The following is a 25,599-nucleotide window of genomic DNA, read 5'->3' as shown; positions in this document are numbered from 1 at the left end:
AAAAGGCGCTGCCCCCCGATCGCGGGAGGAAGCGCCGCATTTAAGAGACCACGGTGAAGCGAATGTTGTCAAACAGCATATAATCGAAACCGCTCACGTAAAAGCCCACTTTCCCGGATGGCCTGTGATTCGGATCAGTGCCGGCCAGTCTTGACTCGCCGTCGACGTAAACCGCAACGTCTCCGTCCTTCACGATAATCTTGACTGCATATTCCGTGTCCGGCTGAAGGTCCCGATGCGGCAAGGCGGACTCGGCGATCTTCTGCCAAGCCGTATCATACAGGATCCAGGCGGATGTTCCGTCCGGACGCGTACGATAGCCGATTCGAGTCGAGCCGGTGGCATCCTGCCGATCAAAGACATACATCGTGCCGTCGTCCGGCATGACAGCCGGGGTCTTCAGGGTGAAATCAAGCTCATACGATTGGAAAGCCCTGTCCAGCAGCCCCGTTGCCCCGTTCAAGATTTTGTAGCGCCGATTGCCGTCCGGATCCACAGCGATGCTCCGGTTCGGGTCTACCGGCCATCCATTGCCCCCTGTCTCAAAATCGGTTTCATGCATGATGCTCGAAACGGTTACCTTGATATCCGCTTTGACGAGCGGATTGGCAACGGATACGGCCGTGACGGTCGTCTCGCCTTCATATACGGCGCTGACGACCCCCGTATCGCTCACCTCCGCTACGGCCGGATCGGCGGATTGCCAGATCACGCCGGTGTCCGGGGTGCCGGCGGGGTCGAACGTCAGCTCAAGCTGCCGCTGCTCCCCGGCGGCAAGCCGCACTTCGCGTTCCGAAGGAATAATGCCGGCCAGCTCCGTCGTCAGCGCTTTGAACCGGATGTCGTCAAACAGCATGTGGGTGACGTTGTTCACGTAGAATCCGACCTTGCCCGCCTCGTTATGGCCGGGATCGGCAGCCTTCAGGCGGAATTGGCCGTCCACGTACACGCTGATCTCGCCGCCATGCACAAGGATTTTGATCTCGTACTCCGTATTCGGCTTTAAATCGTGGCCGGGCAGCTTCAGTTCGTGAAGAATCGTCCAAGCGGCGTTATACAGCAGCCAGGATGATGTGCCGTCCGGGCGGGTTTTGTAGCCGACGCGGGTAGAGCCGCTGCCGGCCTGGCGGTTGAACACGTACAGGGTCGCGTTTTCCCCGATCGACTCCGGCGTCTTCAGCTTGAAGCTCAGCTCATAATCGGAAAAGGTTTTGGCGCTTAGAGCGGTAGCGCCATTAAGAATTTTGTACCAGCGGTTGTCCCCTTCCTTGACGATGCTGCGGTTCGCATCCTGCGGCCAGCCGTTAGCCCCTGACTCGAAATCGGTGAAATCCATGATGCCGTCTCCGGCCTCGACCGTAACGTCCACCGTTGCCGTGAGCTGCGGATTCTCCGCCGATGCCACCGTAATGACCGTCTGGCCGACCTCCTGACCTGTAACGATGCCGTTATCGTCGACCGCAGCGATGGCGGGATCCGTCGATGTGAAGACCAGCTTCGGATTATCGGCGTTCCATGGCAGAACCGCCGTCCGCAGCTTTACCGTTTTCCACCGGTCCACCGTAACCTCGTCGTCATAAACCACGACGCCTTCGACCGGGTATCCGTCCGGGCTGTTGGTCGTGCCCGCTTTCCCGTGGATGCCGATCTCATGGAACGGGATATCGGGAAAGCCGGGTATCGCCTCGAATACTTGAGCATCCGGTCGAAGCGACAGGTCGCCTCCCGCCAAGTTGACGAAGCCGGGATCCTCGTCGGTTACCCAGTTATCCGCATATTGGACAAGATTGAATTTGTCGTACGCGCCTTCCTCGTTCGTCGTCGAACTGCGTGGTACCGTCGGATTGTAGACGACGTTGCCGTGGAATGTATTCGTATCCGGATAATAGCGGTTTTCCGTGAAAAAGTTCGCGAGCTCCGGATACTTGGCCAGGTACGGCGTGCCGACAAAGTCGTTGTTGGCTTCGAACAGCGCCCTCCATTTCGGCATGTAATTCAGCGGCACCTGATCGTCCGGCTCGTCGCCGAGGAACAAGTCGGCATAGTCGTACGGAACCTTGCTGTCTACGAAAATATTGTTGCGGGTCAAGATATGGGCCCCGCCGTTATTTTTGATCGCCGAGTTGCCCATTTTGTAGAATATATTCTCGTCGATCTTCAGCCCCATCGTAAAGTTGTCGGGATAGACGCCTTCAACGCCAGGCTTGCTCTCCCCGATATGGTGGAAGTAATTGCGGCGGATGACGGTGCCGCGCTGCTGCGGCGTCTCGCCGGCGTTCATATAAATGGCGCCGAGATCGGAGAACGTTTTGCATACGTCGTAAATGTTGTTGTACTCCACCAGATGATCATTGCCGAATATCAGCACGCCGGGATGCGGTGCGTCATGCAGCTCGTTGTTCGACATGCGGTTGCCCACTCCGGACAAGAGCACGCCGGGGTTGTAAGCTTTATGATAATAAGCGAAGTCATGAATGTGCGAATTCTCCACCGCGTTGTTGCCCGGAGCGAGGGTAGTCTTGTCGCCACCGGTGAGCGTAACGGCAGTGCCCCCGATATGATGGATGTGGGTGTTCTCGATTTTATGGTCTGTTCCCGGCACTCCGGCAAAGTCGTTATAATGGAATCGGCTCTGGGTGTTCACCAGCACGCCGCTGTTGGTGAAATTGCGGATTTCGCTTTGCAGAATGCGCATGTGGCTTCCGCCCATGAACACAACCGCCGAATCGCGCCCGTTCTCCAGAATAAGCTCGGAGAAATCAATATAGGATGCATCGATCGCATTGATCATCGGTGTTTTCAGCATCGTTACTTCAATGGATGGATCGGCGGTCATAAATTCGGCGTTCGGCAGAAAATACAGCTTCCCGGTTTGGCGGTCGATATAATACTCGCCTGGCATATCGATCTCCTCGAGCAGGTTTTGCGCAAAATGGAAATCCGGGTACCAATTCTTGAAGATGCCGCTCATCTCGCCGTAACGGAGCGTTATGCTCTTGGCTTCCGTGTCGATGGCGGCGATTTGGTTGTAGGACCATTCCCAGCTATACCCGAAAATGCCGTCGAGCCAAATATCATCCGCCTGCGTCCAATATTGCGGCCTGTCATACGTGTAAGTGAAAGTGCCGCCCTGCTTATGAACCTCCCCGTCCGGACTTTTTCGAGTCGGTCCGGGATCGAGGATTTCGTCCATTTGCACCGTTCCCTCGTTCGGCCAGCGCGCCAATGTCATCCCTTGCCCACCGACGTACAGCTCCATCGGCGGAACCTTGCTCAAATCGTTGGCCAAATAATATCCGTGCCGGCTCATCTCTCCGTAATCCGTGATGCCGAGTGAAGCCAGGTCGGCGACCAGGACTTTGCTTCTGGCCTCCTCGCTAATGATGCGATTCAAAATGGCCGTGTCGGTAACCGGAACGAACGCGGATTTCTCAAGCCTCCTTGAGCCGGACAATATGACCGTCTCACCCGGATAAGCCGTGTACGTGATCGGCTTGCCGGCTTCCCCCGAATCCTGGGCGTTCAGCTCGAAGCTTGCCGTCCGCTCGTAACGCCCTTCGCGAAGATAGACCGTGACGCCTCCCCTCGGCAGCCCTTTCTTTGCTTTCAGCGCACGGATGGTATCCCGCGCTTTTTCCAACGTTCGAAACGGTTTGTTCTTCGTCCCTTTGTTCGAATCACTTCCGTCCGGAGCGACGTAATAGGCCGTCCCGTGCGGATTGCCGTAGGCCGATGCCGTGTCGGTCATCAGTGCAAACGGATGCAGCGCGAATAGCAGGCTTGCAGCCAGCGCAGCAAGCAAAAGCTTTTTCATCATTTGCTCTCCTTCCTCCAAGTGGGGTACGGACAGCCATACCGCGAAGCACGGCATAGTCGTCCCAGGACAGCAGGTTTCTCTCGGGCGCTTAGGTGCCTATCCTTTAACGTTTGTCCGGGCCGACGATTATTTCAAGCCCTTCTCTTTCAGGAATTGCTCGAATTGTCGCGTCACCTCCTCCACATACCGATCTTCACCCGCTTCCTTCAGCTTGCCGTACAGCACGGGCCAAGTCTCCTCGAAATCAAGCGTGCCGGTCACGAGCCCCCGCTTGTATTCGCCCCATACGGCGTTCAGGTTGGCGATCTCCGTGCTGACCGGCTCCGAATTGAACTTGAAAGCACCCACCGGGTTAATTTCGGAGCTCGTGTTGATTTTTTTCGTTTCCTCCCAAATGTTTTCCGGCTGTCCTTCCTTCAGGTAGGAATTGAAGACGCTGCCGAACACCCAATCCATGTTCGGGCGGTATCTGGAATCCGCCATCGGCTTGATGTACTCGCCGCTCAGCTTCTCGTAATGTACGCCCTCCAAGCCGTTGCACAGCAGATTGTAAAGCTCCTTGTCGGTGTTGATCAGATTCAGCAGCATCATGGCCCGTTCCGGATTTGGCGAAGTGCGGCTGATCGACTGATTGGTCGTCGCCGAATAGCCGTTGGAGAACCAATCGCTAAGCGGGATGATGACGACGTCGTTGCCGCCGTTCTTCGCTTTCACTTCCGCCTCGACGCCCGGCTTTAACGTGACGTCGAACTCTACCGCAATCTGGCCTTTGGATTGATAGTCGGTCATTTTTTCCGTAGCGGCGTCCTTGTGGATGTAGCCAAACTTATACCACTTGCTGGCCAAACGGAAATTATCCAGCTCCTCCTCGGGGTAGCGGTAAAGCGTATAGGTCGGGTCATCTGTTTTGATGTAGAAGTGATCGTCCAGTCCCGGAACGACCCAATACTCATCATCATGCGCCTGAGGGTTGACGAATGAGCCGCCGAACAGGCCGATCGGAATGATGCCCGGCTCGTTTTGCTTGATTTGTTCGAGGAACGGCTCGATATCCGCTATGCTTTTAATTGTCGAAGGATCCAGGCCGTATTTATCGGCAAACCGCTTTTGTACGATGAACCCGTAACGCGAACCGTTGATCTGCTGATTCGGGACGCCGTAAATTTCCCCGTCAACCGAAAGGCCCTCCCACATGACCTGCGGAACGTCCGCTTTCAGCTCCGGCGCGTATTGGTCCAAGAGCCCGTTCAGCGGCTGAATGGCACCCTTGCGTACCAGCTCCTCCGGTTTCAGCATGTAGCCGGTCCACAGGATATCGAACTTCTCGCCCGCAGCCAGAACGGTGTTCATCTTCTGCACGTAATCCCCCAGGGCGACCGGCATCAGCTTGACGGTGGCGTTCAGCTTTTCTTTGACGATTTTGTTGATCTCCTCTTCGACCTTCTTCTGGTCCGGCTGAAGCTGAAGCAGCGGATAATACCATGTGAGCTCGACGGGCTCAAGCCCGCTTGTTCCGCCTGCCTCCGGCGTTGTTCCTTGCGCTTCCGGCGTTCCTCCGCCGTCCGTGCCGCTTCCGCCATTCCCGCCGCAGCCGGCGAGCGCGGTCATCGCGATCAAGGCGATCGCCAGCAGCCCTAACAGTCTTTTTTTCATGACATGACCTCCTACACGTTTATTGGTTGTTCTATGTTAACCCTTGAGGGAGCCAACCGTAAGCCCTTTCACGAAAAATCGCTGGAAAAACGGAAAGATGACCAGCATCGGCCCGCCGGCCAGCACCGCAATCGCCATTCTTGCCGAATTGTTCGGAAAGCTGGATAGATCGATCCCCAGCTGCTGCGTAAATTCCGAATTGGAGGTGATGAACTCGATGCTGGACAACGTCCGCACGAGCAGCAGCTGCAGCGGCACCTTGTTCGGATCGTCGATGTACAGCATGGCGTTAAACCACTCGTTCCAGTACGTAAACGATATCAGCAACCCGAGCGTGGCCAGGGCCGGTGTGGACAGAGGCAGAATAATCCCGAAAAAGATGCGGAGCTCCCGCGCGCCGTCGATTTTCGCGGATTCCACGATTTCCAGCGGAATTTTGGACATGAAGCCTTTCATGACCATAATGTTGAACGGGGACAGCAGCACCGGAAGAATCAGAGCAAGCAAGCTGTCTTTCAAATGCAGGTACTGCGTGATCAGAATGTAGGAAGGAACGAGGCCTCCGCTGAACAGCATCGTGAAAAAGACGTAAAACGTTGTCGCCCGGTTGTAGCGGTAATCCGGCCTGGAAATGACGTATGCGGTCATCGCGGTAAGCAGCAGACCCGCCAGCGCTCCGATCACGGTCACCGTGACCGTTACCCCGTATGACCGCAGCAGAATGTCGGGTGCATCCAGAAGGTAGCGGTACGCCTCCAAGCTGAAGGATTTGGGCAAAAACTGATACCCGTTTTCGGTGAGCGACGCTTCGTCGGTGAAAGACACGGCGATAACAAGCAGGAACGGAAGGACAACCGCCAAGGAAAGCAGGGCAAACAGCAAGTGAATGATCATTTTGGAAAGCTCGAACTTTTTAGGCACCGGGTGTCTCCTCCTTTCTTACCACAGGGAATGGTCGGGATTGATTTTGCGCACGATTCCGTTCGCGACAAGCACAAGCACGAAGCCGACCACCGACTGGTAAAAGCCCGTAGCCGCCGACATGCTGACATTGCCGATCTCGCGCAGCGCCCGGTACACGTACGTGTCGATAATATCCGTGGAGCCGTACAGGAACCCGGAGTTGTTCGGAATGAAGTAATGCAGACCGAAATCGCCGCGGAACATGCTGCCGATTGAGAGAATCAATAGGATGATGACCAGCGGGGCCAGCAGCGGGACGGTAATTTTGGCAGCCATCTGCCACTTCGTCGCCCCGTCGATGCGGGCCGCTTCGTAATACTCGCTGTTAATGCCGATAATGCCGGCGAAATAGATGAGCGTGTTGAACCCGACCGCTTTCCATAAATGGACAAGGATGAGGATTGCCGGCCACGCCTCGGCCGTCTGGTACCAGCTGACCGGATCGATGCCGAACATCTGCAGGGTCCGGTTGATGAAGCCGTCGGAATGGTTCAGGAAGGCGTAGGCCACGTATCCGACGAGCACCCATGACAAGAAGTGCGGCAGGAATAAAGCGGTCTGATAAAATTTGCTCCATTTCGCCCGGATCTCGTTCATAAAGATCGCCAGCAGCAGCGCGGCCACGGTCGTCACAACGATGTAAGCGGCATTGTACAGCACGGTGTTGCGTGTGATACGCCAAGCCGTATCGGTCGAGAACAGATAGCGGAAGTTCTCCAATCCTACCCATTCGCTGCCAAATATGCCGAGATCGTAGCGGTAATGCTTGAAGGCAATGATCAAGCCGACCATCGGAATATAAGCAAAAATCAACTTATACAAAATCCCCGGCAGGGAGAGCAGGAACAGCTCCCGATTGTTCCGAAAATGCTGCAGCTCCCTGCGTATCACCGACTTTCGCTTACGTGCCCCTGGGGGCGCGGGCGTCCGTTCGGGTTCCGGAACCGACCGGTGAGCCGTCCCGGTCTCGACCGATCGTGAAACATTGTTCAACATAGCCAAAGCCCCTCTCTTTCGTTATGCGCTTCTCGCCTGCATCCCAGGCTTTGCATGTTTAACGATAGCGCAAGCCTCGGCCTTGCGTTACTGTACATTTTTTGGATAGCTGTACGGGCGGACTGTAGGGATTCCCGATTGCTGTACAGCTGCCTGTAAGGATTCAGGTTTACTGTACAGATGTCCTCTCCCTTCGAAAGGGTGCAGGACGAACCGGGCTAAGGCACAGAAGACGGCCGAATTGAAGACAAGGGCATGCCAAAAACCCGCAAACGGTCATCTTCATTTGCGGGTCGTATGGAAAGCTGCCGATTCTCGGATTAAGTGCTGCGGTCGATGGCCGACTTCAGGCGGTACTCCTTCGGTGTCGTGCCATAACGGCGCTTGAACAGCCGATAGAAATAGCTTTCATTGCCGAAGCCCACCTTCTCCATAATTTCGGCTACGGTCAAATGCTGCTGTTCCAAATAATGCTGAGCCCGGGCCAGGCGGGTAGCGTTAATCTGGTCGACGACAGTCGTTCCCTCCTGGGCTTTGAACACCTGTCCCAAGTAGACGGCGCTCATCTTCAGCATGTCGGCAATCTTCTGAACGTTGAGGTCCGGGTCGGCGTAATGCTTGTCGATCATCTCTTTGACAGTGTCAGCCAGCAGACGGTTCTTATCTTCGCGGGCGCTGCGCCGCTGCTCGAACACATCCCGAACGACGTCAAGAAGAACGCCCTCGATCTCGTCCAGCGTCTCTTTCTCGAGAATGCGCCGATTGATGGCCTGCAGATCGACCGATACCGGGTTCAGATTATGGTTATTCATTTCGCTCAGCGTATGGCTCAGGGTCATCGTAAGATGGAGCAGCGCCGAGAACATGTTGTCAAAGCTGAGCTCGCCAAGCAGCTCCCGCAAGCTTCGGATGGCTTGCTCCGTCTCGTCGGGATTCCCGCCTTTCAGCCCTTCGGTCAACCGGCGCTCCAGCTCCTTCGGAATGCCGAACGACGGGTTCCGTTCGTTTCGGATGATCATCTCAGGCCGAATCACCGCTCCTTTGCCAAAAATCATACGGTAGCTGGCATGCTTCTGGGCTAGATGGTAATGCTTCGTCAGCTGACGGTAATCCTCGAACGTTTCGCTCAGCGTTACGGTAAACGTGATCCGATAATAGCGGAGGATCGTTTGCTGTAGCTCCCTGAACCGTTCATGCAGCGATTCGAGCGTCGCTTGTTCGCCGCCTGCGATAAAGACAAGATGGCCGCTCTTCATATCCGCAGCTTCACACGTTCCGCCGCGCGAGAGCAGCTCCTGGCCGATGTTCGCTATGGCGAAGTAATACAGCGACTCGGACTGCGAGCCCGGCTGCCGCGCCAAGCCCTGCAGATCGTCAATCTGCACGAGCGCTAACCGCAGCGGCGAAGGAAACGCGATATCCATTCCGTACTGATCCTTGATGCGCAGGAAGGCAGCTTCGTCCATGCTCTCGCTGTGACTGATCAAACTCCGCATATGATATGCCTTGGCGATATTCCACTGTGAGAGGCGCTCCTGCTCCAGCCCCTTGAGCTTGCCGATCATTTCCGTAACATTCTCCGTGATGAGCGACAGCTCATCCTTCGCTTTGGCGTGACCGCGTCCGTCGTGGGGAACGAGTGTGAGCAGCCGACCGACCGGCTTATACAGCCGCAGCGAAATGAATACCGACAGGAGTATTGCCAATAGGGACACGGAGAAGGTGACGGTTATTTCCGTCCACCTCATTTGCCGGACGCTCCCGAGCACGTCATCATAGTCCTGCAGGCTGATGATCTGCCAGTGGTTCAAGCCTTTGCTCAAATAGGTGACCTTGTACTTTTTCTCCCCCTGCTCGTGGATAAAGGAGCCCGGCATGTTTTCCGCTGCGCCCATGCGCCCGAGCAGATCGTTCTTGATGTCCAGTCCGTCCGGCAGTGTGCGATCCCCCGCCATCAGCACTTGCCCTTCGCCGTCGGTGACGAACAGAACGTCGTCTTCCCGTTCAGCCACACGATTAAGCGCTTTCACATTGTCAAGCATCCACCCCGGCTTCACCGTCAAGATGAGCGCGTTGCGATTGACCGAACCGAGACTCGGTCCGTCGTAGACAAAAAAAGCAAACACATCGACGCCTTCCTGCTCCCCATCAAGATCGAGCGGGATGAGCTGCAGCTTCGGCAAATCGGCACGGGAAGCCATATACGCTTCCAGTGCTCCGTACAGGACGCTCGTGTCCATGTCGTGGCTTAGCGACGAGAAGAACCGGCTCTGCTTGCCGTTGTAAAAAACGGCTGCATGCAAATACGGCGATGCGGCAACCGTCCGGTTGAGCCGCTCAATCTTTAAGATGCTTTGCTTATAGTCCGACCCGGATTTGAGCGCGATCAGCTCCTCGTCATTGTACAACGAGACCGCCAAATCCTTCACGATGCCGTTCATGTTCTCGATATTGTAATCGATTTGGGTAAGCAGCTTGCGATCGGCTTCATTCTGCAGGCTTAACACCTTATCGCGTGCAGATGCATTCAGAAGTAAGGAAGCCACGGCCAGCATCGCGACAACGAGCATAAAACTTAACAAGATCCGCTGCAAATATTTGCGAGAGCGGAGCGTCTGCAGCATGTTCATTGGACCACTCTCCATGCATAAGTTGGGTGGCTTTACTATAAGCCTGCGGGAAAATCGTTGTCAATCGGGATTTTTGGCCCCGCCTCCCCTTCACCCCGCTGCCGTTGCAGCATCCGCCGATACGCCCCCGGCGTCACACCATGCTTGGCGGTAAACAGGCGAGTCATGTAATTGGCATCTCGAATCCCCACCCTGTACGCGATCTCGGAAATGCCAAGCACCGTGCCGCCCAGCAGTTTCTTGGCCTCCTCCAGGCGCAAATGCAGCACGTATTGAAGCGGCGTTTTACCGATATGCTTTTTCATGCATCTCGCAATATAGCCTGCCTGGAAATGCAGCTCCTCCTCGAGCGACGCTCTGTCGAACGGCTCCTTCCAATTTTCATTCAAATATGCAACGGCAGCCCTGGCCAGCCGTTCGGAGGGCTCGGGTGCTGTCGTCCGCGCGCATTCCGCCTGCAATGCGGCGAACAGTTTGGCGAGCAGAAGATGGAGCAGAATCGCGTTTTCCCCGTTCAGTCTGTTATGGGTATCGTTCAACCCGCGGAGGATCGGCTCGATCGCCTGCACGTCCACAGCGGCAAACTTCGGCAAATACATGCGCTGCTGCGCTGGGGGCTCGACGTCCTCGACCGTGCCTTTGGACAGCAGCACGGACCAGGGAATGTCTTCTTGCCGGATGCGCGTCGCAGCATGCCCATGGATGAAATGCACCCAGTAAATCTCCGTATCCTCTTCGCAGGATCGATGCCCGATATGAGGCAGGCCCGCCTCCAGCACAAGCAGCTTGCCCGGGCTGATCTCGTATTCGGTTCCCTCTTCGGTCATATAGAACGTTCCCCTCGTAACCAACAGCAGGTCATAGACGCCGAAGGTGCGGGCGAAGTGCCGGTCTCCCGGCTTCCATACGGCATGTCCCGCCGTCACGAATTGCGGCAGCGGCGGAATCGCGAATTCAAGGCATAGCAAAACAGCAGGCTCCTCTCTCGCATAAGTTCATTTTGTGCTATTCAAAGTCTATATTATCACTGGTTCGAAGGCTGGAAAAGAGTTACATTGGAGCACAAGAAACCGTTCTCATGAATATGCAAAGGGGCTGACCACGCATGCGATTCCGTCAGGTTCATCTCGATTTTCATACGTCAGAGGCCATTCCGGGCATCGGAAGCCGCTTCTCCAAATCCCAGTTCCAGAACATGCTTCGATTGGGGCACGTCGACTCCATCACGGTCTTTTCAAAATGCCATCATGGCTGGGCATATCACCCCAGCGAAGCCAACGAAATGCACCCTCATCTAGCCTTCGATTTGCTGGGCGAGATGATTGCAGCCGCGCATGAAATCGGCGTCAAAACGCCGGTATACCTATCGGCCGGCCTCGATGAAAAGCTGGCTCGCCGCCATCCCGAATGGCTGATTCGGGATGCGGAAGACCGGACGCGCTGGGTGAAGGATTTCATGACACCAGGCTATCACGAGTTCTGCTTCAATACACCTTACCTGGACATTCTGCTGGCGCAGATCCGAGAGGTTGTCACCCGCTATGATGCCGATGGCATATTCCTTGACATCGTCGGCATCCGTAAATGCAGATGCCAATACTGCGTCGCTTCGCTGCGGAATGCCGGTCAAGATCCGCGGGACGAAGCAGCCGTAGCTGCCTTGGGCGAGTCGATCTACCTGAATTATACCCGGCTTGTGCGGGAAACGGTGGACGCTGTGAAGCCCGGTCTTCCCGTCTTTCATAACAGCGGCCATCAACGCCGGGGCCGCCGCGACCTCGCCCATGTCAACAGCCATCTGGAGCTGGAATCGCTGCCGACCGGAGGCTGGGGGTACGACCACTTCCCCCTGTCGGCGCGTTATGCCCAGACGCTCGGCATGGAGTATCTAGGCATGACGGGAAAATTCCATACCTCCTGGGGCGAATTCGGCGGCTACAAGCATCCGAATGCGCTTCGGTTCGAAACGGCGCTAAGTCTCGCTCACGGCGCCAAATGCTCGATCGGCGACCAGCTCCATCCGTCAGGCTTCATGGATGAAGCAACGTATGCCCTGATCGGCGCCGCCTACTCGGAGGTGAAAGCCAGAGAACCGTGGTGCAGCGGCGTTGCATCCGTGGCGGACATCGCGGTCCTGTCGCTGGAAGCCGCTTGGGAAGCTTGCCCGGATGTCCGGAAGTCGGAGGACCGGACGAATCTGGCCGATGCCGGAGCTGTGCGCATGCTGAATGAGGGCCATTATTTATACGACATCGTGGATGCTGAAGCAGATTTCGGGCGCTACAAGGTGCTTATTTTGCCCGATGAAGTTCCGGTATGGCCGCAACTAGCAGAGGCCATCCGCTCATTTACCGATAACGGCGGCAAAATTCTGGCAACGGGACGTTCGGGCCTGAACCCGGCCGGCAACGCGTATATGCTGGACCTGGGGCTGGATTGGAAGGGAGCAAGTCCCTACCGCCCTTCCTATTTCCGTCCGGATTTTACGCCGGGTTCCCTGCTCCCCGCTTCGTATGTTATGTATGGCGAAGGACAGCAGGTCGAATTGAACGGCGGGCGGGCACTTGGTAGCCGGGAGCATCCATATTTCAACCGCGACGTTTTCACATTTTGCTCGCATATGCACACTCCAAGCGCTGGGGAGGACAACGGACCGGGTATGATCGAAAGTTCAAACGGGATCTACATGGCCTGGAATGTGTTCAGCGAGTATGCCGATAACGGTCACCTCATCCTGAAAGAGATGGTGCTCCATGCACTCGGCCGCCTGCTCCCCCAGCCTTCCCTGCGATGTGATTTACCTGCCCGGGGCATTGCGATCCTCCAGTACCAAGGGACGGAGAACCGATATGTCAACCACCTGTTGTATGCATCGCCGGTACTGAAAGGGCGGGTTGAGGTTATCGAGGACATCGTGCCGCTGCGGAACGTTTCGGTCGCCCTGCGTCTCCCCTCCTCCGCATTGGTCAAACGGGTGTATATCGCCCCTTCGATGGAGGAACTCCCTTTTGATACAGAAGCTAACGGTGAAATCAGCTACACCGTTCCGGTCTTGGAAAATCACCAGATGGTTATCTTGGAGTTAGCCTAACCACTTTCCTTCATTGTAAAAATCATATCAACACAATCCAGCCGCAGTCCCGAACACTGCGGCTGGATTCCGTATTGACTAATCCGGATATATTGAAAAAGAGTTAAGGTAAGCGGCTGTACACCATTTGCATTGGTACCTATGGCACATAGAAATAGCAAGCCGGTCCGACGTTAGGTACGGACCGGCAAATGAATAAGCAGGATACAGCGGTTATCTCAACAGAATCAGGAAAGAGCTTACCCAGCCAGATGGATGCTAGCTCTGCCCTCCTATGATTGGACCGGGAAGAATTCCAGCAGCCGGAGGATCCCGTCGCTCTCCCTTTCCACGGCTTCCGCATATATAGCAAGCCGATTCTCCGCTCCCTTGGCAAACCAGCTTCCCGGAAGCAAAAACGATGTCTGGTCCCCGCCGGAAAATACGGGCCGTTCCGAGGAATCCGGGGTCCACAGCCGTCCGGCCACCCGGCCGTTAAAGAACACCGTCAGCTTCAGGTTTTTTCCGTCTACACGCACACGCCATCCGCGGCCATGATTGGAATCCGGCACCACTGCATGCAGCCATGACGTCCCGCCGGACCTCAAAGGATACGGGAGCAGGATGGTGGAAGCTTCCTTCATGGAGGCCATAGCATGCTCCCAGAAAGCTTGCTCTTCCCCCCCTGTCAACGTCCACTCCTCCGCGCGGGTTCCTTCATACAGCAGAATCTCGCCCGCTGAGGAAGCATAGTGGCGATTCACTTCGCAGGCGATGGTGAGCGATCGTTCTCCGGTATCCAACCGGAGGAAGGGATTGCGTGGATTGATCACCCCGTGCTCGCGCCCATTGATATATACCTTGACCGTGCACTGGAGATCGCGGAAATGCAGGATGGCTGCATCGGCATCCTCGGATATTGCAATCGTTTTGCGGTACCAGCCTCGTGCATGAACCGCAGTATCCATCCATGCGCCCCAGCCGATGACCGTCCACGAAGCATCGTCGGTCCCTTCTGCAAATGCCCGATCTCCCTTCTCCGCTTCTGACAATAGAGCATCCGTGCTTTCCGCCTTGAACCTCCAGTTGTCGGTTAGCCTGCGAATTCGGCGGACAGCCGTCACTCCCTTGATCCCTTTCGTGCTATGAAGTCGGATGGAAGGAATGCGGTTGTCGTCGAAATTGGTATGCCCCCAAATTTCCGCGCGAACGGTCAGCGCAAGCGGATCCTGACCGGTCCATTTTCCCGGCAAATAGCATATGCCTCCCGCCGGCACATGCGTTCCTTCATAACGTCCGTTTACATAAACCGACACAATGTCGCTCGCTTCCTCCAGCATCAAACCGCAGTACCCGTCTCCCGTCGGAGCCGCCAACACGGCTTCATACCAGCCAAATCCCCTGTAGATCCCGTAATACTCCAGATGGTCCGGCGCTTTCCCGAGAACGGTGGTCTGATCGAACAAAGGTGCATCGGGTGGCAGCTCCGAAGCAGTCCAAGCGATGTCGACGGGAGCTGCAGCAGGCTGCAGCCAAGCGATCCTATCCTCCAGCAGCAGCCGGCCTTGCCTGATTCCGGTTAGTCGAAGCGCTTCATCTCTGGTACACACCGCTACGAATAATCGACGGCCATCCTCATAGGTCAGGCAAGCAATGCGGCTGCCGTCCTGATGTATGAATCGCAAGCGGCAGCCTTCGTTCATCATGTCGACTTCAGAGCCATCGCTAGTGACCTCCACTTTCGACCCTCGCTCAAACCGGAAACAAACTTCCGTTTGATGATCGCTTTGAAAGATCATATATCGTTCGGATGTCGTTTGGTCCAAGGTCACCCATACCAGCTCGGCATTGGCATATTCGAGCACGCCGCTGTATCCCCATGTCTCCATTGGAACGCCCAGCGGGAAGAACGGGCATTCGCGGGCACCGATCCGAAACGGCAAAGTGCGCCGGAGGGAACCGGTGTCGAAGGATACCGTTGTTTCCGCTTCCACACCGGTCAAGTTGGCCAAAGCAAACACGATGCCGCCTTGGGGAAAACGAATAACGTGCGGCCCGGCAAGTACGCCGGGTTGAATCCCGGAGGTGCGTATCTCTTGCGCAGTTGCTTCATCCGGTGTTCCTGACGCCAATCCGGTGCCGTAGGTCGATATGAGGCGTCCCAGCATCCGCCCTTCATGGATTTCGGGGCGGAGATGCCCCTCGGGGGATATCATGCCGCCGAAATCATAATCCGAGGTCAGCATTGCCAGCGGATCGCCCCAGTTATTGGCCGCATTGGTGAATCCAAAGTCGGTGCCCGATACCTGCAGATACGGACCCAACAGCTTCGCGCCGCTGACGAGCAGCCGGCGGAGCAAATAATGAGATCGATTCGTTTCGGTCACGAGCAGCGGATAGTCCAACTTGCTTAGCCGCTGCTGGTACACCCTCACCTTCTCTTCGAAATCCGGCTGCACATCGTCCGGATAAAAATTACAGGTCGGAACGATGCCTTCCGCATAGCCGGAGGCGCGAAAAAGGTCGCCCTGACCGGCGCAGGCGATCAGCGGCACGCCGATGCCTTCGGCCCGTGCCAGATCCCGCAAGGCGGACATATACCCTTTCGGATCTTCGCAAGCATAGAAATCCAGCTCGTTATCCAGCTGTACGCAGATCACCGTTCCCTCCCGGCCATACTCATACCGCCTCAGGATGGGCATGATCCGGCCGTACCATTTCGCCGTTTCGGCCAAGAACTGCGGGTCGTTGTCGCGCAGCTTCATCCCGCTTCGCGTGAACAGGTAAGCGGGCAATGCCCCTCCGTCCCATTCCGAGCAGATATACGGACCCGGCCGGGCGATTACGTACAGCCCTTCTTCCGCTGCCATTCGCAGGAAAGCCCCGGCATCCTTGTCCTCTTCAAACTCCCATTGACCCGGTTCGGGCTCGTGAAAATTCCAGGGGAAATACACATCGATCGCATGGTAGCCCGCCTCTCTTACCTTCCTCATCCGATCGCGCCATTCCGCCCGCGGTAGCCGGAAATAAAACAAGGATGCGCTTAGGAGGACAACCGCATGGCCGTCAATATAGATTCCCTCTTTGCTTAATTCGATCCGTGGTATCGTCTCCGTGTGTTTCATAATGCCTCCATTTCTGCATGAAGCCTCTGCGGCATCTTCGGTGCCCGCCATTGCCTGATCCGAGTTGCCGCAAAGGGCTGTTATTCCTCGCTGTTATTCTTTGGTCTTCGTTCTTGGTTCTTCGTTCTTGGTTCTACGTTTCACATCAACACACCGTACTCAACCCTTAAGCGCTCCGCCGATCTTAATGCCGCTCATGAAATATTTCTGGCCGAAGGCGAAGAGCAGAAGGCTCGGAAGCAGCGTAACCAGCGACGCGGCGAACATCAGCCCGTAATCGGTCAGCCCCTGCCGGCCTGCATTCAGATTGTAAATGCCCATCTGAAGCGTATATTTCTCCGGGGTACTCAAGTAAATCAAAGGCCCCATAAAATCGTTCCAGTTGCTGTTGATCGTCCAAATGCCGATGGTGACGAGAATCGGCAGGCACATCGGCATAATGATCCGGAACAGGATTCCGAAGGAATTCGCGCCGTCGATCTTCGCCGACTCATCCAGCTCTTTCGGGATGGTCAGCATGAATTGGCGCAGCAGAAAGATGTTAATCGCAGCCGCAAAATAGTTCGGAACGATGAGCGGCAGGTATGTGTCGATCCAGCTGAGCTCTTTGTAGATCAAATATTGCGGTATCATCGTCACCTGGCCAGGAATCATCATCGTCGACAGGACGAGGATGAACAACGGGCCGTTCAGCCGGTGCCGGAATCGGGCGAAACCGTAAGCCACCAGCACGGAGGATGCCAATTGGCCGATCAAGGCAAATGCTACGATAATCAGCGTATTTTTGACGTAAATCCAGAACGGGAACACGCTGAACAGCCGTACATAAGTATCCCATTGAAAATCCGAAGGGATCCAGCGAATCGGAACCGTGAATATTTCCCCGGGAGGCTTCAGCGAACCTGAGATGGTCCATATCAAAGGCAGCAGGAATAATATCGCTCCCATCGTGAGGACCGCATATCGCAGCATCAGCCGTACATTACGCATGAGCTTCGTGCTCTGCCGGCGGACCGGAGTGCCTTTTTCCGTTGCGGCCGCGTTATTTCGACTCATAATAGACCCACCTTCTTGAAAAATACAGGTTCACCAAGGTCACGAGCATAATCATGATGAATATGACCCAGGCGATCGCCGAAGCGTACCCCATCTTATAGAACCGGAATGCGTTGTCGAACAGAACGACCATCAGGCTGTCTGTCCATGTCTTGGAAGATCCCGGCATGATGACGGGCTCCATGAAAATTTGGAATGAACCGATAATGCCCATGGTAAGCTGGAAAAAGATCGCCGGCGTGATCAGCGGAACCGTAATGCGCCAAAACCGCTGGAACCGGTTGGCTCCGTCGATTTCGCCCGCCTCGAGCAAATCTTTCGGAACCGAGGCAAGCGCCGGCAGCCAGATCATCATGCTGCCCCCGACGCCCCATAAACCGACCAGCAATACGGCCGGCTTGGCCCAGTGCGGATCCTGGGACCAGCCGGGACCCTGTATGCCGAACCAGCCGAGCATCGCATTGATCAGCCCGGGATTCATGCCGTCGCCCGTTCCCGGCGAGAGCAGGTAAGTCCAGAGCTTCAAAACCGCGACTCCGCCGAATACGGCAGGCAAATAAAAGACGATGCGATAGAAGTTAATGCCGCGGATCGGTTTGGACAACAGCACGGACACCGCTAGTCCCAGAATGATCGTCAGCGGAACACCGATCAGCGCATAATACAGCGTATTGTTGAGGTCTTTCCAGAAGTATGTTTTGTCTTGCGAGAGCTGCACATAGTTATCGATCCCGACGAACTTCGGCGGCGAGAGGACGTCCCATTGCATGAAGCTGAGGATGAACGAGGAAAGGAACGGAAACGCCGTAAACGCCACAAACCCGATGATCCAGGGAGATGTATACAACCAGAAATTTCTCGATTCCCGTTTAGCTAGCGAGCGTGCCCGCCGCGTCTTGCCCATGATGCTTCCCTCCAAATCATTGGTTTTATGAAGGAAGCGGGGCATCCCCCGCCCTCCTTCGGCACGTTCGCTACTGTTCAAGCTGCTTGGCTTCTTCAAGCAATCGGTCAACTTCGATTTTCATCTCGGCCAAAGCATCGTCCACGCTTCGTTGTTCATTAAAGATCTGCCCAAGGTACGTATCGGCGGCCCGGTTGATCTCATCCCATTTGACGGTTGCCTGTGGAGCGAAGGCCCGCTGGGCGGAGGTCAGCTGGGATTTGAAGTTTGCCGGGGGGTTGTCGCCGATATTCAGGTAAGCATCGGATTCCGCCACCGATTTCAGCGGCGGAATTTCGCCGTGCTCCGCAGCCAGGATCTTCTGTCCGGTCTCGCCGGTCCAGAATTTAACGACTTCCCATGCCGCCTCCTTGTTCTTGGACAGCTTAGGAATAGCGAACGCGTTGGAGAACAGTGGGGATGCTTCCTTTGCTCCCTTCGGCACAGGTGCGATATCCCAGTCGAAGTCTTTGATGTTCGCCTGGCTGCTGAGAATATGCCACGGTCCGTCAATGATCATGCCGACCTTTCCGCTGGTCCACATATCAACGCCCTGCAGCAGCTGACTCGCCTGGGGTGCTATGTTGTCCTTCCATATCATGTCTTGAATCGTTTGGATCGCTTTCTTCGCTTCCGGCGAATCGAGCGTAAATTGCGTGCGGTCTTCGCTGAGCAGACTGCCTCCGTAAGAATAAACCCAGGTTTGGTAGCTTGCCCACCACGATCCGACGCCACCGAGGCCAAAGATGCTGTTTTTAGGATCGGTGATCGTTTTCGCAGCGGCATAAAAATCGTCCCAAGTCCACTCGTCCGACGGGTATTGCAGTCCATGCTGATCGAACAGGTTTTTGTTGTAAAGCAATATCATGGTTCCCATCCGCATCGGCATTGCCATTACTTTGTCTTGGTAGCTGTATGCACGGATGGCGGCATCGTAATAATCGGAGGTATCGATGCCGTCTCGTTCAAGATAAGGGGTAAGATCTTCCAATGTCCCCTTTGAAGCATAGCTGTAGAAGGATTCGGCAAGCTGAACGACATCATAAGGATTGCCCGCAGCCATCGTTGCCAGCTGCTTCTGTTCATATCCGTCGCTCGGGATTTGGATCAGGTTTACCTTGATTTCGGGATGCACCTTCTTGAATTCTTCGTAGATTTTCTCCATTCGCGCTTTATCGAAGTCCCCTCCCCAATAGGAAAAGCTGACTTCCGCCGCCTTGCCCGCCTCCCCGCCGGAATCTGCCCCTCCTCCGGTGTCTGCGCTTCCCCCGCAGCCTGCTGAAAACATCATTGCGGTCACCAACAACATTGCCAACAACATACGCCAAGACTTCTTCATCACCCAATAACCCCTCCGATCGCAATTTAGCATTCACCCGAGTAATGAAACCCATTTCATGAAACGGGTTTCATTACAGTCCAAAAAAAGAAAGCGGTCAGCATCCGCCGTGTCCTCACTTGATTGTAAGGGCTTTCTTTTTCCACATTTTATTCGATGCCTTATCGGGTGTCAACTCATTTTTGCGAATGGAAGGACGGATTCGGTCAACGCAAACTCCGAGTGCTGTTCCGTACGATCAGCTCAGGCTCGATGACGGTTAGCATCCTAACCTTTTCCTTGAGAATCATTTTGTGCAGCACTTGCACGCCGGTACCGCCGAGCAGATCCATGCGCTGGGAAACGGTTGTCAATTCAGGATAGATTGCCGACGCGAGCGGAATGTCATCGAATCCGACGATCGATACCTCGTCAGGGACCGAAACGCCTGCCTTCATGGCTGCCTTCAACGCCCCGACGGCCGTGAGATCGTTCACGCAGAATACGGCTGTCGGCCGTTCCCGCCGCGCAAGAATCTTCTCCATCGAGCTCTCTCCCGATGCCATTGAATAATCCCCGTAAAGAACGTTCTCCTTCGCGGTCTCCAAACCGTTCTTCTTCATCACGCGTCGAAAAGCCCGTACCTTCTGTGCCGTTGTCGTCATTTCTTCGTTCCCTGCAATGAAAGCTATGCTTCGATGTCCGGCATCAATAAGAAATTGGGTCGCCAGCTCCGCGCCCTTGGCTTCATTCAGAATGACACGATGAAGCGAGGTGCCCGGAAGATTGCCGTTAATGAGCACCGTAGGAATGCGCGATGCCGTCTCAACGACCTCTTCGGCCAGCTCCGGATCGCACTTGGACAAATTAATGCGTCCACCCAGAAATAAAATTCCGTCTACCTGTTTCTCCCGCAGCATATGCAAATACTGCGACTCTTTCCGAGTGTCGCCCAGCGTATCGCACAGAAAAAACGTGTAGCCCATCTCACTGGCCGCCCGATCGATGCCGCTGAATACTTCCGGAAAGAAAGGGTTCGTGATATCGGGCATGATGACGCCGATCGTCCCTGTTTCTTTCTTCAGTAAGCTTCGGGCCAGGGCGTTCGGCTGGAACTGATATTTATGGATGATCTGCATGATCTTGGAACGCGTGCTTTCTTTGACAGGCGCCGTGTTATTCAGCACTCTCGAGACCGTGGCGGCAGAGACCTTGGCCTCCTTGGCTATATCGTAGATCGTCACTTGCTTCATGCACACGCACCCTACCTTTACGATGTCGTTTCATTTAAATGTATCAAATAAAGCACGAAATGGAAATGCTTTTACGCTAACACGTGCTTTACCATTGACCTGCAATTGTCGATTCAGGAAGGTATTTCCGTTTTTTTGAGACCACTTAAGCAAACGTCTGAAGACTAGAGGGCATATTTTTATAGACATGATGATGCTCTTTGGCCCTTAAATATCGCGTCCTTCCGATTTGGCGATCTGAGCTCTATTTCTGAAAAAGATTCCGGATCAATCACCGAACAAGCCTTTTCCATAGCGGAAAAGGCTTGTTCTAAGCGTATACCTTTTGTTTCTAATCCGTCTTTCGGGATTAAGACTCGCTGTCCGTCTCCAGGAACTCCCACCGGTGGCGGAACTTCTCCAGCCTCGGATGCGGATGTCTCGGTTCAGACACAAGTAACAGTCTCAGCCGGACGATCCATTCCTCAAATGAAGAATAGGATGCGAACGCATTGGCAATCTCGGGGGTCATCAGCACGAAATGAGGACCGCCGTACTTTTCGACCAGATGCCGCAGAGCCGTATCTATCGGCGTATATTTTTTTCGTTTCGCTTCGAAAGACTCTACGACGACGGAGGAAGCGCCGCTCTCATCCAGCCATTCCTGCAGCCCCTGCTCCCTCTTGTAAAATGGGCTGACCTGGACCTTGAACATCCGCTTCATCGTCTCCTCATGCAGCGGATACAGAACCAGCTTCGAAAATGCTCTCTTCTGTTTCGTCTGAACCGCCCGCTCCACAAGCTCCTGCACCTGCTCGAAGGGATCATAGAAGATCAACGTTCCCTTTGTCGCCGGAGTGGGCGGTTCATAACCAAACGGGACATATTCCGTTTTTCGCGGCATTGCATTGCACCTCTTTTCCACCTTGTATGACGGATTCCTAAAGCGCGGGAGGCACCCTGTGGCGTGTGGCCTGCTCAAAGGCATAGGCAAGCTTGATTAATTGGGGTTCGCTAAATGCCGTGCCAACAAACGTGATTCCCTGCGGCCCTTTTGTAATGTATCCTCCCGGAGCAATGATGCCTCGCTGCGCATAACCGCCGGGAACGGTTATCGACGGATAGCCTGCGCGGGCAGCCAGATCCGCCCCAAACTCATTACCCAGAAACAACAAGGCATCCAGCTTGTGCTCCTTCAAGGCATGGTCAATCCCATTGGTCCCGGCCATTTCCTTGTTCTTCCTTAGGCTCTTCAGGTAGTCCGTTTCCGTCAGCGTACCGCTTGTTTCATTTGCCCAGATCAGCGTATCCTGTCCATACTTCAGTGCTGTTTCGGCATGCGTTTCATTAAATGCGATCACTTCCGCCAGTGAATGCACCGGCTGCTCTGGGCCCAGCGTGGCCAAATAATCATTCACATATTTCTTGAACTCGTATCGCAGCACATTCGCATCCCAGTGAGTCCCTTGGCAAGGAAGATTCACGGGATCGACGATTTCCGCACCCAGTTCGCGCAGCACCCGGATCGCCGACTCGACTATGTCTATTCTGTCCGAATCGAGATGCTTATAGTAGTATCTTGGTATACCGATCCTCGCATGTCTCGCTCCGTCAATGACAAGCGCATCCGTATAATCCGGTCGGTGCTGCCGTGGATCGATCTTCGTGGCGCCGTCGCGCTCATCCCTTCCGACAATGGCGCCAAGGAGGATGGCCGCATCCGTGACCGTTTTAGCCATAGGTCCGGCCGTGTCTTGGGTGTTGGTTATCGGAATGATGCCGCTCCGGCTTACAAGTCCAATCGTCGGCTTGATTCCCACGAGGCTGTTCTGGCTGGACGGGCTGATAATCGAACCTGATGTTTCCGTTCCGATCGCTGCAGCAGCTAAATTGGCTGCGACGGCAGCAGCGGAGCCCGAGCTCGATCCGCCAACAAACAGCTCGCCGGGACCGTATGGATTTAGCGTCAGCCCGTTCCTTGCGCTATACCCCGCCCACATCGTCGGCGACATAAAATTTGCCCATTCGGTCATATTCGCTTTTCCCAACAGAACGGCGCCGGCCTCCCGCAGCCTCGCCGCAATGAAGGCATCGTCTTTCGCAAAAGATTCCGCCAGTGCGAGCGAACCGGCACTTGTATGCATCCGGTCCCCTGTATCGATATTGTCCTTCAGAATAATCGGAATCCCGTAAAGAGGCCCTCTAGCCCCCTTCTCACGCCGCTCTTGGTCCAGCTTCCGTGCAATTGCCAGCGCATCGGGATTCACCTCGATTATGGAGCGGAGCCGACCGTCATGCCGGCCGATCCGGTCCAAATACAGTTCAACGAGCTCGAATGAAGTGATCAAGCCTTCATCCATCGCCCGCTGCATATCGGATATGGTTGCTTCCACAACCCAGTTTTCTTTGTCCAAAGACATCCAAAGTCCCCCTCGTTCTGTACTCCACTTACCGCAGCCGGGGATTAACGCTTCATGTTATGGCCTCCAATCGGTTCATATCCATAGAGAATTCGTTGTATTTGGTGAAATACCTTTTTTTATTTCTTGCGCAGCCGCTGCTCGATAACCTTCTGGATGGAGGCTACCAGTACCGTTTGTTCGTAATAACAAGAGTCAGTCGAAAAAATCATATCTTGATAGCTGGGTGTTGAACAACCTTGAGCGCAGGCGAGGTGCATTGCTTCCTGGCGTTATTCACCCCTGTGGTTCCGCGCAAAGAAATTAGGCGATATGTATCTGAATCCACAAACAACGGGGGAGCTCCCGACCGATCCGCTAGGAGCTCCCCATCCGCTGTCTTCGTTACATGATGATCGTTATCGTTGGCGCAGAAATCGTTGGCTGCGTCGTAATCGCGGATGCCGTATTAGTAAAGCTCGCGATCTCAAGCAGTACCGGAATCCCTTCGGGGACATCCGTGGCATCGAGCACCAAATCCGCGGTCGACAGCGTAAAGAGGGAGCTTTGCTGCAGCATGCCGTTGATATACACATTGACATATTCCGTCCCCGTCAGAGCTGGAAAAGCCGTGATCGCAGCCCCTGCATCATCAACAAAGCTCGTCGCCGGCATCGTGGTCGCAGCCGCTCCGATCATGGCTGCCGTTACTACCGCGAAATAGCGCGAGACAACGGGCGTGACCGTCGTCGTAACGACGCCTCCCGTTGCCACCGGGGGCGTAGCGATCGCCGTAATGACCGGTTTAATAACAGGCATAACATCTTCCTCCTCTCAGGTCTATGAAATTCGTCATAGACTAGCAGCACTAGCTGCTATCTTATTAGATGCTATTTTCATAGATTTTGATTCCGGCATCCCACCATTTTCTGTCGAAGCGTCTCTAACGATCATTCAGATTTGCAAGCGTCTACCCATTACTAGACAATCGTCCATTCCCAAAATGACATTCGCACATATACTGCATCAATGAAAGGGTGGAGGTGATATTCTGAAGAGGTCCCTTCAACTGTATAAAAAGCGCTGCCGCGATAAAGGACACCCTTACAGGGGCAAGAGACGCCGCCACCGAAGAACTAGCGTCCGGAAATGCCGAAGGAAATGTCCCGCGGGGAGGGTCTGCCCGCCTCAGAATATCGTTATCCCTCCTGTACAACAAGGATCTCGAGGGCCTCAGGAAGTCCATGGCGGGCACGGGTTACCGGGAGCTGAAGGACCGGGAGGCGCACCCGGACTGCAGGGACCCTGGGGAGCTGCCGGAGTACCGGGTCCAGCCGGACCTCCTGGCGAACAAGGGCATGCGGGCAATCCGGGACCTTTAGAGCCTCAGGGACCGCCTGGTCCACCAGCCCCCGCTGGTCCACCAGCCCCCGCTGGTCTTCCTGGTCCGCCAGGCATTCAAGGGCCTCCGGGGCCGCAAGGCTTGCAAGGAGCTCCCGGACCTCAGGGCCCGCGAGGCGAACCGGGTGAGGTCATCCTCCCGGGTGTCGTGGTGACGCCTGACGTCATGCGCTATTTTTATACAACCGACGCCTTGGTCGCACTCGACCCGCCGCTGATCATCCCGGCAAACCAGTTTACGGATGATAACGGTAATGCCGTTTCCGAAATCATGGAGATTTCCCAAAGCGGTTATGCAAACCTGTACATTAACGGCATGATGCAGGAGGGCCGAATCTTTAGCGTTACTCCCGAAGCGCTGACACTCTATTCCCCGGGCGACGTTCTCCTCGAGGGGACGCCGGTTATCCTTCAGGTCTTTCAATTTAATGCCGAAGTGGTCGTATAATGCGGCTTCCGTGCTGGTTTGAAAGACCGCTGATTAAAAGAAGTCCGCCCAAGCATACCTTGGGCGGACGTAACATTGCATTGTGACATCAAGGGTTTACTCCCCGATGACGCCTTTTTTAAGAATGATATTGGCGTACAGCGCCTTCTCCCCTGTCGAGACGATGGCATACGCTTGCTTCGCCCGCTCGTAGAAAGCCGAGCGCTCCATTTCTTCAAGCTCTACCTTTGCGTGATGAAACGTGGCAATCATACTCCGATATTCATCCCAAATCGGGGTCTGCACGGGATCGCCGGGAGTAACCGCCATAAGTGCCGCCGGGGACGGTACGTACGTATCCAGCGGGAACAGCGGCAGGATCGCCTGCAACAGCTCCGGAATCCCATGGCCGTCCGCCCGGACCAATCGCCGGGCATGGCTGGCTGCCGGGAAATTGCCATCGCCGAATACGATTTCATCGCCGTGGCCCATTTCCATCAGAATTTTCAACAGCTCGGGTGATATCAGATTGGATATTCCTTTTAACATAGACAACCCCCTGATCTATT

18 protein-coding genes are annotated in these 25,599 nt (G+C 55.1%); 3 read left to right on the top strand and 15 right to left on the bottom strand.

Features of this window, described 5'->3' with window-relative positions:
• Positions 1–40 precede the first annotated feature (40 nt).
• The 6 genes from NST44_RS17890 to NST44_RS17865 all read right to left on the bottom strand — a co-directional run bounded on the left by NST44_RS17890 (position 41) and on the right by NST44_RS17865 (position 11,027).
• Positions 41–3,817, bottom strand: coding sequence for an Ig-like domain-containing protein (locus NST44_RS17890; protein ID WP_244869273.1), 3,777 nt, complete (start codon positions 3,815–3,817; stop codon positions 41–43).
• Positions 3,818–3,943: 126 nt separating this feature from the next.
• A complete protein-coding gene (locus NST44_RS17885) occupies positions 3,944–5,470 on the bottom strand; it encodes an ABC transporter substrate-binding protein (RefSeq protein WP_213616622.1) in 1,527 nt (508 codons plus the stop codon).
• A 36-nt stretch (positions 5,471–5,506) separates the two neighbouring features.
• On the bottom strand, positions 5,507–6,391 hold the full coding sequence (locus tag NST44_RS17880) for a carbohydrate ABC transporter permease (RefSeq protein WP_213616624.1): 885 nt from the start codon (positions 6,389–6,391) through the stop codon (positions 5,507–5,509).
• An 18-nt stretch (positions 6,392–6,409) separates the two neighbouring features.
• Positions 6,410–7,429 (bottom strand): ABC transporter permease, encoded by a 1,020-nt coding sequence (locus NST44_RS17875; protein ID WP_007128454.1) that lies wholly within the window; start codon positions 7,427–7,429, stop codon positions 6,410–6,412.
• Between the two features lie 320 nt (positions 7,430–7,749).
• A complete protein-coding gene (locus tag NST44_RS17870) occupies positions 7,750–10,059 on the bottom strand; it encodes a helix-turn-helix domain-containing protein (RefSeq protein ID WP_213616626.1) in 2,310 nt (769 codons plus the stop codon).
• Between the two features lie 35 nt (positions 10,060–10,094).
• A complete protein-coding gene (locus tag NST44_RS17865) occupies positions 10,095–11,027 on the bottom strand; it encodes an AraC family transcriptional regulator (RefSeq protein WP_213616628.1) in 933 nt (310 codons plus the stop codon).
• Positions 11,028–11,164: 137 nt separating this feature from the next.
• Between NST44_RS17865 and NST44_RS17860 the strand changes: the two genes are divergently transcribed.
• A complete protein-coding gene (locus tag NST44_RS17860) occupies positions 11,165–13,150 on the top strand; it encodes an alpha-amylase family protein (RefSeq protein WP_213616630.1) in 1,986 nt (661 codons plus the stop codon).
• 272 nt (positions 13,151–13,422) lie between these two features.
• Here the strand turns inward: NST44_RS17860 and NST44_RS17855 are convergent, their stop codons facing one another.
• The 8 genes from NST44_RS17855 to NST44_RS17820 all read right to left on the bottom strand — a co-directional run bounded on the left by NST44_RS17855 (position 13,423) and on the right by NST44_RS17820 (position 24,021).
• Positions 13,423–16,254: a beta-galactosidase gene (locus NST44_RS17855; RefSeq protein WP_007128458.1), complete on the bottom strand. Its 2,832-nt coding sequence runs from the start codon at positions 16,252–16,254 to the stop codon at positions 13,423–13,425.
• A 159-nt stretch (positions 16,255–16,413) separates the two neighbouring features.
• Positions 16,414–17,310 carry a carbohydrate ABC transporter permease gene (locus NST44_RS17850; protein WP_213616632.1) on the bottom strand — a complete coding sequence of 299 codons (897 nt, stop codon included), beginning with the start codon at positions 17,308–17,310 and terminating at the stop codon, positions 16,414–16,416.
• Positions 17,297–18,259, bottom strand: coding sequence for a carbohydrate ABC transporter permease (locus tag NST44_RS17845; RefSeq protein WP_213616633.1), 963 nt, complete (start codon positions 18,257–18,259; stop codon positions 17,297–17,299). Before NST44_RS17845 ends, NST44_RS17850 begins: the two co-directional genes overlap by 14 nt.
• A gap of 25 nt (positions 18,260–18,284) precedes the next feature.
• Positions 18,285–19,574, bottom strand: a complete 1,290-nt coding sequence (locus tag NST44_RS17840) for an ABC transporter substrate-binding protein (RefSeq protein ID WP_340900293.1) — start codon at positions 19,572–19,574, stop codon at positions 18,285–18,287.
• 224 nt (positions 19,575–19,798) lie between these two features.
• Positions 19,799–20,824, bottom strand: a complete 1,026-nt coding sequence (locus tag NST44_RS17835) for a LacI family DNA-binding transcriptional regulator (protein ID WP_007128462.1) — start codon at positions 20,822–20,824, stop codon at positions 19,799–19,801.
• Positions 20,825–21,173: 349 nt separating this feature from the next.
• Positions 21,174–21,707 carry a hypothetical protein gene (locus tag NST44_RS17830; protein WP_213616637.1) on the bottom strand — a complete coding sequence of 178 codons (534 nt, stop codon included), beginning with the start codon at positions 21,705–21,707 and terminating at the stop codon, positions 21,174–21,176.
• Between the two features lie 37 nt (positions 21,708–21,744).
• Positions 21,745–23,223: an amidase family protein gene (locus NST44_RS17825; RefSeq protein ID WP_213616639.1), complete on the bottom strand. Its 1,479-nt coding sequence runs from the start codon at positions 23,221–23,223 to the stop codon at positions 21,745–21,747.
• Between the two features lie 384 nt (positions 23,224–23,607).
• Complete coding sequence (locus tag NST44_RS17820) at positions 23,608–24,021, bottom strand: DUF4183 domain-containing protein (protein WP_007128465.1); 414 nt, start codon at positions 24,019–24,021, stop codon at positions 23,608–23,610.
• Positions 24,022–24,446: 425 nt separating this feature from the next.
• Between NST44_RS17820 and NST44_RS17815 the strand changes: the two genes are divergently transcribed.
• Both NST44_RS17815 and NST44_RS17810 read left to right on the top strand, forming a co-directional pair.
• Positions 24,447–24,584 (top strand): hypothetical protein, encoded by a 138-nt coding sequence (locus NST44_RS17815; RefSeq protein ID WP_213616641.1) that lies wholly within the window; start codon positions 24,447–24,449, stop codon positions 24,582–24,584.
• Positions 24,585–24,685: 101 nt separating this feature from the next.
• Positions 24,686–25,051: a DUF4183 domain-containing protein gene (locus NST44_RS17810; RefSeq protein ID WP_213616643.1), complete on the top strand. Its 366-nt coding sequence runs from the start codon at positions 24,686–24,688 to the stop codon at positions 25,049–25,051.
• 96 nt (positions 25,052–25,147) lie between these two features.
• Here NST44_RS17810 and fucU read toward each other — a convergent pair whose 3' ends face one another.
• Positions 25,148–25,579 carry an L-fucose mutarotase gene (fucU, locus tag NST44_RS17805; protein WP_028407222.1) on the bottom strand — a complete coding sequence of 144 codons (432 nt, stop codon included), beginning with the start codon at positions 25,577–25,579 and terminating at the stop codon, positions 25,148–25,150.
• Positions 25,580–25,599: the final 20 nt, after the last annotated feature.

The sequence above is a fragment of the Paenibacillus sp. FSL W8-0919 genome, assembly GCF_038003785.1.
GTDB classification, from domain to species: domain Bacteria; phylum Bacillota; class Bacilli; order Paenibacillales; family Paenibacillaceae; genus Paenibacillus_AQ; species Paenibacillus_AQ lactis.
This window is presented reverse-complemented; position numbering and strand designations above follow the sequence as displayed.

Excerpts from the sequence above, each read along its gene's own strand:
- NST44_RS17890 (WP_244869273.1), bottom strand. The coding sequence starts at position 3,817 with ATGATGAAAAAGCTTTTGCTTGCTGCGCTGGCTGCAAGCCTGCTATTC.
- NST44_RS17885 (WP_213616622.1), bottom strand. The coding sequence starts at position 5,470 with ATGAAAAAAAGACTGTTAGGGCTGCTGGCGATCGCCTTGATCGCGATG.
- NST44_RS17875 (WP_007128454.1), bottom strand. The coding sequence starts at position 7,429 with ATGTTGAACAATGTTTCACGATCGGTCGAGACCGGGACGGCTCACCGG.
- NST44_RS17870 (WP_213616626.1), bottom strand. The coding sequence starts at position 10,059 with ATGAACATGCTGCAGACGCTCCGCTCTCGCAAATATTTGCAGCGGATC.
- NST44_RS17860 (WP_213616630.1), top strand. The coding sequence starts at position 11,165 with ATGCGATTCCGTCAGGTTCATCTCGATTTTCATACGTCAGAGGCCATT.
- NST44_RS17855 (WP_007128458.1), bottom strand. The coding sequence starts at position 16,254 with ATGAAACACACGGAGACGATACCACGGATCGAATTAAGCAAAGAGGGA.
- NST44_RS17850 (WP_213616632.1), bottom strand. The coding sequence starts at position 17,310 with ATGAGTCGAAATAACGCGGCCGCAACGGAAAAAGGCACTCCGGTCCGC.
- NST44_RS17845 (WP_213616633.1), bottom strand. The coding sequence starts at position 18,259 with ATGCCCCGCTTCCTTCATAAAACCAATGATTTGGAGGGAAGCATCATG.
- NST44_RS17840 (WP_340900293.1), bottom strand. The coding sequence starts at position 19,574 with ATGTTGTTGGCAATGTTGTTGGTGACCGCAATGATGTTTTCAGCAGGC.
- NST44_RS17835 (WP_007128462.1), bottom strand. The coding sequence starts at position 20,824 with ATGAAGCAAGTGACGATCTACGATATAGCCAAGGAGGCCAAGGTCTCT.
- NST44_RS17830 (WP_213616637.1), bottom strand. The coding sequence starts at position 21,707 with ATGCCGCGAAAAACGGAATATGTCCCGTTTGGTTATGAACCGCCCACT.
- NST44_RS17825 (WP_213616639.1), bottom strand. The coding sequence starts at position 23,223 with ATGTCTTTGGACAAAGAAAACTGGGTTGTGGAAGCAACCATATCCGAT.
- NST44_RS17820 (WP_007128465.1), bottom strand. The coding sequence starts at position 24,021 with ATGCCTGTTATTAAACCGGTCATTACGGCGATCGCTACGCCCCCGGTG.
- NST44_RS17815 (WP_213616641.1), top strand. The coding sequence starts at position 24,447 with ATGGCGGGCACGGGTTACCGGGAGCTGAAGGACCGGGAGGCGCACCCG.
- fucU (WP_028407222.1), bottom strand. The coding sequence starts at position 25,579 with ATGTTAAAAGGAATATCCAATCTGATATCACCCGAGCTGTTGAAAATT.